The organism is Streptomyces sp. NPDC054840 (assembly GCF_053611065.1).
Genome location: NZ_JBSGZP010000488.1, coordinates 1 through 5,675 on the forward strand (window position 1 = coordinate 1; position 5,675 = coordinate 5,675).

A 5,675-nucleotide genomic window follows, 5' to 3' on the forward strand; every position below is an offset into this window, starting at 1 on the left:
GGCTACACCACCCCCGGAGCCCCCGGCGACGGCCACGCCCGCCCCTCCGCAGAGAAAGGCGACGAACCGATGAACCGGAACACCCCGAGCACCCGGGCGGCCGACCACCGCACCACCGACGTCCTGGTCGTCGGCGCCGGCCCGACCGGACTGATGCTCGGCTGCCTCCTGCGCCACCACGGCGTCGAGTGCACCGTCATCGAACAGCGCGACACCATCGACCCCCGCACCCGCGCGGTCATGGTGCACGCGGCCGCACTGGAGATGCTGGCCGGCCTGGGCCTGCGCACCGCCGTCGAGGACAGGGGCGTGCGCCAGACCCGCATCGACTTCCACACCCGCCACGAAGCCCTGTTCACCGTGGACTTCACCGGCCTCGACACCGCCTTCCCCTACTACGTGAACGTCCCGCAGCCCGAGGTCGAAGCGGTCCTCGCCGACCGGTTCACCGCCACCGGCGGCCGGCTCCTGCGCGGCCTGCGCTACGCCGGCCACCAGGAGGACGAGCACGGCATCACCGCCGAGACCGTCACAGGCGGCGGCCCGCACACGATCACCGCCCGCCACCTCGTGGGAGCCGACGGCGCCGGCAGCGCGGTCCGCACCGCCCTGGGCATCGACTTCCCCGGCATCACCTACCCCATGAGCTACCTCCTCGCCGAAGGCGCCCCGCTCCTTCCCGCCGACCCGGACGCCTCCGCCATGTACATCGGCCCAGCCGGCGCGGTCTCCCTGCTGCCGCTGCCGCAGGGCACCGTACGCATCGCCGGGCCCGTCTCGCCCGAATCACTCGACCGCGACAGCGAACTGAGCACCCAGCACTTCCAGGCCACCGTCGACACCCTGGGCTTCGGACCCGCCCTGCGGTTCGAGCGCGTCGACCGCATCGCCCACTACCAGGTCCACGAACGGCTCGCCGAACGCTTCACCTCCGGCCGGACCGTCCTGGCCGGAGACGCCGCCCACCTCAACTCACCCGCCGGCGGCCAGGCCATGAACACCGGCTTCGGCGACGCCTGGGCGCTGGCCTGGCGCCTGACCGCCCTCCTGGCCGGCTCCCAGGCCCCCCTCCTGGCCGACTACGACCGCGAACGCCGCGCCGCCGCCGCCGAAGTCGCCCGCACGACCGGCGTCCTCGGACTCCTCGACGCGATGCGCCGCGCCACGACCGCAACGGCACGAAGCTCCGTACAGGAGGCGCTGACCGGATACGCGGAAGCCTGGAGCCAGCTCTACCTCCACTACCGTCCGGCCCCCGCACCCACCGCCACGGCACCCACCGGCCCCACCCCCGAACACCCTGTCCTGCCACCCCGCACCGGCCACCGGCTGCACCCCGGCGCCCGCGTCCCCGGCCACCGCCCCGAACCCGGCCACCACACCTGGCTGCACCTGCCTGGCGCCCAGCCCGACAAGACCCTCCTGCCCCCGCGCACCCGCACCGCGGAACTCACCCCCGCACAGCGCGCCTGGCTCCCCGCCGGCGCCACCGCCGTCCTCGTCCGCCCCGACGGCCACGTCGCCCGCACCCTGACCGCCGACCCGGACGCCACCACCGGCGCCACCGCCGAAACCGAGAAGGAGGCGGCATGACCACAGCCCCACCCCGCCCCCCGTCCGGCATCAGCATCGCCGGCACGGGCAGCTACCTCCCCGAGCAGCGCCTCGACCTGAGCGCCGAAGCCGCCCGCCACCCCGACCCCGACGCCGAACGCATCCGCGCCACCGGCTACCGCACCATCGCCGCCGAGGAGACCCTCTACCCCGGCGACATGGCCCTCGTCGCCGCCCAGCGGGCCCTGGCCCGCGCCGGAACCGAACCGCAGGAGATCGACCTCATCGCGGTCACCGCCATCCACCGCCACGGCCACCAGCGCCTGTGGTCCCCGGCCTCCTGGCTCCAGTCCCGCCTCGGCGCCACCCGCGCCCTGCCCTTCACCGTCGCCCAGGGCTGCAACGCACAGCTCCTCGTCCTCGACCTCGCCGCCGGCCTCCTCTCCGCCCGCGGCCGCCGCAACGCCCTCATCGTGGCCACCGACCGCTTCGCCGCCTCCGGCTTCGACCGGTTCACCGCCGACTACGGCATCGTCTACGGCGACGGAGCGGCCGCCGCCGTCCTGACCGCCGACACCCCCGCCCCCGACGCACCCGGCTGGCGCGTCCTGACCACCCACAGCGTCAGCGACCCGGAACTCGAAGGACTGCACCGCCTCGACGAACCGGCCCCCGAGACACGCGCCCTGTTCGGCACCGAACACGACGTGCGCGCCGCCAAGAAGCGCTACCTCGCCGCCCACGGCACCGACAGCCTGCGCGAAGCCACCCGCCGAGCGGTCCGCGAGATCCGCCGGACCCTCCTGCCCTCCGGCACGGACCCCGCACTGCGCCGCGTCGTCTACCCCAACCTGGGCCTGCCCCTGCTGCAGGAGAACTACTTCCCCGAATTCCCCGGCGGCGCCGAGAAATCCCTGTGGGACTTCGGCGCCACCGTCGGCCACCTCGGCAGCGGCGACCAGATCGCCGGCCTCGACCACCTCGAGCGCCACCACACCTTCGACACGGGCGACCGCATCCTCCTGCTGGGCGCGGGAGCCGGATTCACCTGGACGGGAGTACTCCTGGAACGCCGCTGACCGACCGGACGACGACGAAGAAGCAGCAGAAACAGCACACCACCCGAGAAAGCAGGTTCCGCACGTGACCACCGCACCCTCGCCGCTGGAACAGGACCTCGCCGCACTTGAGCTGAGCTACAGCCGTACCGTCGACCGCACACTGGTCCACCGGGACTCGCTCGGCGAAGTCTTCCTCACCGACCTCCAGCCCCTCGGCGGAGCCTCGTACGTCGCCGCGGCCCAACTGCCGCGCTCCCACGCCTACTACGGCGACCACCTGCTGAACCCCAACGTCTACGACCCGGTCCTGCTGCTGGAAGCCTGCCGGCAGGCCGCACTGGCCGGCGCCCACGCCTACTTCGCAGTACCCCGGACGCACAAGTTCATCCTCACCCACCTGCGCGTCCACCTCTCCCGCCCCGACCGGATAGCCGTCGGCCCCACCCCCTGCCAGCTGACCCTCCACGTCACCACCAGCAACCACTACGTCCGCGAAGGCAGCACGAACGGCCTCGACTACGACGTGGACCTGCGCGTCGGCGACGTCAGCATCGGCCGCGCCGGCATCGGCCTGCGCTTCAAGTCCCCCGAGTCCTACACCGCGCTCCGGTTGCGCAACCGCGACCAGAGACCGCTGCCCTCCTCCGCCGACCACCCGGCACCGGGCACCGCCACCGGCGCACCGGTCGAGCCGTACCGCGTGGGCCGGGCCAACGCCGACAACGTCGTCCTCACCGGCATCGAGGTCGCCGGAGACACCCTGACCGCCGGGATCCGCACCCCTGGCAGCCACCCCAGCATGTTCGACCACCCGCAGGACCACCTGCCCGGCATGGTCATCGCCGAGGCCGCCCGCCAGATCGCCCTCTACGGAGCACTCGACGTGCGCGGCATGTCGCCGTCCCGCACCTACCCCACCGGCCTGGCGGTGACCTTCAGCCGGTTCGGCGAACTCGACAGCCCGGCCACCCTCACCGCGGTCGTCGGCGAACGCCGCGACGCCGGCCGCCCGGGCGAGCCCGCCTCCTACTACACCCAGGGCGGCATCGTCGAGCTCGGCGACGAGAACACGCCCGACACCGACCGCGTACCGGTGCGCGTCGAGGCCCACCAGGACGGCGAGAGCCTGTGCCTGCTGACGCTCGACCTCGCCCGGGTCCGGACCCCGCGATGAGCACCGCCGCCTTCTTCGACGTCGACGAGACACTCATCGGCTTCAAGACCATGTTCCGCTTCCTGGCGTTCCACCTGGAACGCCGGGGAGCGGCCCCCGGCACCTACGAGCGCCTCTCCGGCACTCTTCACCGTGCCGCAGCCGAAGGACATCCGCGCGCCGAGGTCAACCGCCGGTACTACCGCCTCTACGCGGGGGAGAGCGCGGCATCCCTGGCAGCCTCCGGCCGAGCCTGGTTCGCCCACGAACTGACCGACGGGCCCTTCATCCCGGCCCCCACCGCCCGCTTCGACGCACACCGCCGCAACGGCGACCTGACCGTCCTGATCTCCGGGTCCTTCTTCGCCTGCCTGGACCCGATCGCCGAACACCTCGGCGCCGACCGGGCCTACGGCACCCGGCCCGTGATCCGCAACGGCCTCCTCACCGGCGAGGTGGTCACCCCGCTGATCGGCGCGGCCAAGGGCCGCACCGCCCACGCCGTCGCCGCGATCCGCGGCCTCGACCTCGCCCACTGCTCGGCCTACGGGGACCACAGCAGCGACCTCGACCTGCTCCGCTCCGTCGGCCGCCCGGTGGTCGTCGGCTCGGACCCCGTACTCACCGCCCACGCGCAGCTGGCCGGATGGGAGCGGCTGCCCGCCACACGAGCAGCCGCCGAGCCCCGACACCAGGAGACGAGAACGTGACGAACAGACCCCACGAAACGGCACACCCGACAGCAGTCCTGGCCACCGGCTCCTACCTGCCCGAGCGGATCGTCGGCAACGACGAGGTGGCGAGCACCACCGGAGTGAGCGACGAATGGATCGTGCGCAAGACCGGCATCCGCGAACGCCGCCGGGCCGCCCCGCACGAAGCCACCTCCGACCTCGCCGCCCACGCGGGCCGCCGGGCCCTGGAACAGGCAGGCATCCGCCCGCACGACCTCTCGTACATCGTGGTCGCCACCTCCACCCCCGACCAGCCCCAGCCCGCCACCGCCGCGGTGGTCCAGCACCTGCTCGGCGCCGTCAACGCCGCCGCCTTCGACATCAACTCCGTCTGCAGCGGCTTCGTCTGCGGGCTGACGGTCACCGAACGCCTCCTGCGCGCCGAACCCGGCGACGCCCACGGCCTGGTGATCGGCGCGGACATCTACTCACGCATCCTGGACCACACCGACCGCAAGACGGCCATCCTCTTCGGCGACGGAGCGGGCGCCGCCGTCCTCGGCCCCTCACCCTCCGGCCACGGCCTGCTCGGCACCAGCCTGCTGACCCGCGGCGACCAGCACGAACTGATCGGCGTCCCGGCCGGCGGCAGCCGCCGCCCGGCCTCCGCCCGGACCCTGGAGGAGGGCGCGCACCACTTCCGCATGGACGGCCGCGCCGTACGCGCCTTCGTCCAGGAGAACCTCCCCGCGGCCGTCGCCGGGCTGCTGGCCCGTACAGGGCTGCCGGCGGGCTCCGTCGACCACTTCGTCCCGCACCAGGCCAACGCGGTCATGATCGGCGAGGTATGGCCGGCGCTCGGCCTGGACAACGCCGCCCTCCACCTGGAGCTGGCCCGGTACGGCAACACCGGCGCCGCGTCCATCGCCATCACCCTCGACGAGATCCACCGGCGGGGCCTGCTCGCCGAGGACGACGTGGTACTCCTGTCCGGCTTCGGCGGTGGCATGTCGGTGGGCTCCACCCTCCTCAACTGGGCCCCCACCGCCCACGCGGCCGCACCCCGCCTCCTGGCCGCCGCCGCGAACTGAGACCCCGCCCCCCTTCCCCCCGCCGGGGGGGCCGCCCACCCCCCGCGCGGCCCCGCCCCCGGCGCCCGGGGCGCGGGGGGCCCGCCGCACCCCCCCCCCGCCCCCGCCCCGCGGCCCCCCGCCCGGGGGGCCGCCGCCGCCC

General features: G+C 74.0%; 5 protein-coding genes. All 5 read left to right on the forward strand.

The genetic code is table 11. The features are described from left to right. The coding region (locus ACWGIU_RS27595) for an FAD-dependent oxidoreductase (RefSeq protein WP_453710183.1) at window positions 1-1,593 on the forward strand (1,593 nt) is incomplete at its 5' end. Next, complete coding sequence (locus ACWGIU_RS27600; protein ID WP_453710185.1) at window positions 1,590-2,633, forward strand: ketoacyl-ACP synthase III family protein; 1,044 nt, start codon at window positions 1,590-1,592, stop codon at window positions 2,631-2,633. The genes ACWGIU_RS27595 and ACWGIU_RS27600, both read left to right, overlap by 4 nt. A gap of 64 nt (window positions 2,634-2,697) precedes the next feature. After that, a complete protein-coding gene (locus ACWGIU_RS27605; RefSeq protein ID WP_453710187.1) occupies window positions 2,698-3,789 on the forward strand; it encodes a ScbA/BarX family gamma-butyrolactone biosynthesis protein in 1,092 nt (363 codons plus the stop codon). Then, window positions 3,786-4,478 carry an HAD family hydrolase gene (locus ACWGIU_RS27610; protein ID WP_453710188.1) on the forward strand — a complete coding sequence of 231 codons (693 nt, stop codon included), beginning with the start codon at window positions 3,786-3,788 and terminating at the stop codon, window positions 4,476-4,478. Before ACWGIU_RS27605 ends, ACWGIU_RS27610 begins: the two co-directional genes overlap by 4 nt. Further along, window positions 4,475-5,533 carry a 3-oxoacyl-ACP synthase III family protein gene (locus ACWGIU_RS27615; RefSeq protein ID WP_453710190.1) on the forward strand — a complete coding sequence of 353 codons (1,059 nt, stop codon included), beginning with the start codon at window positions 4,475-4,477 and terminating at the stop codon, window positions 5,531-5,533. Before ACWGIU_RS27610 ends, ACWGIU_RS27615 begins: the two co-directional genes overlap by 4 nt. Window positions 5,534-5,675: the final 142 nt, after the last annotated feature.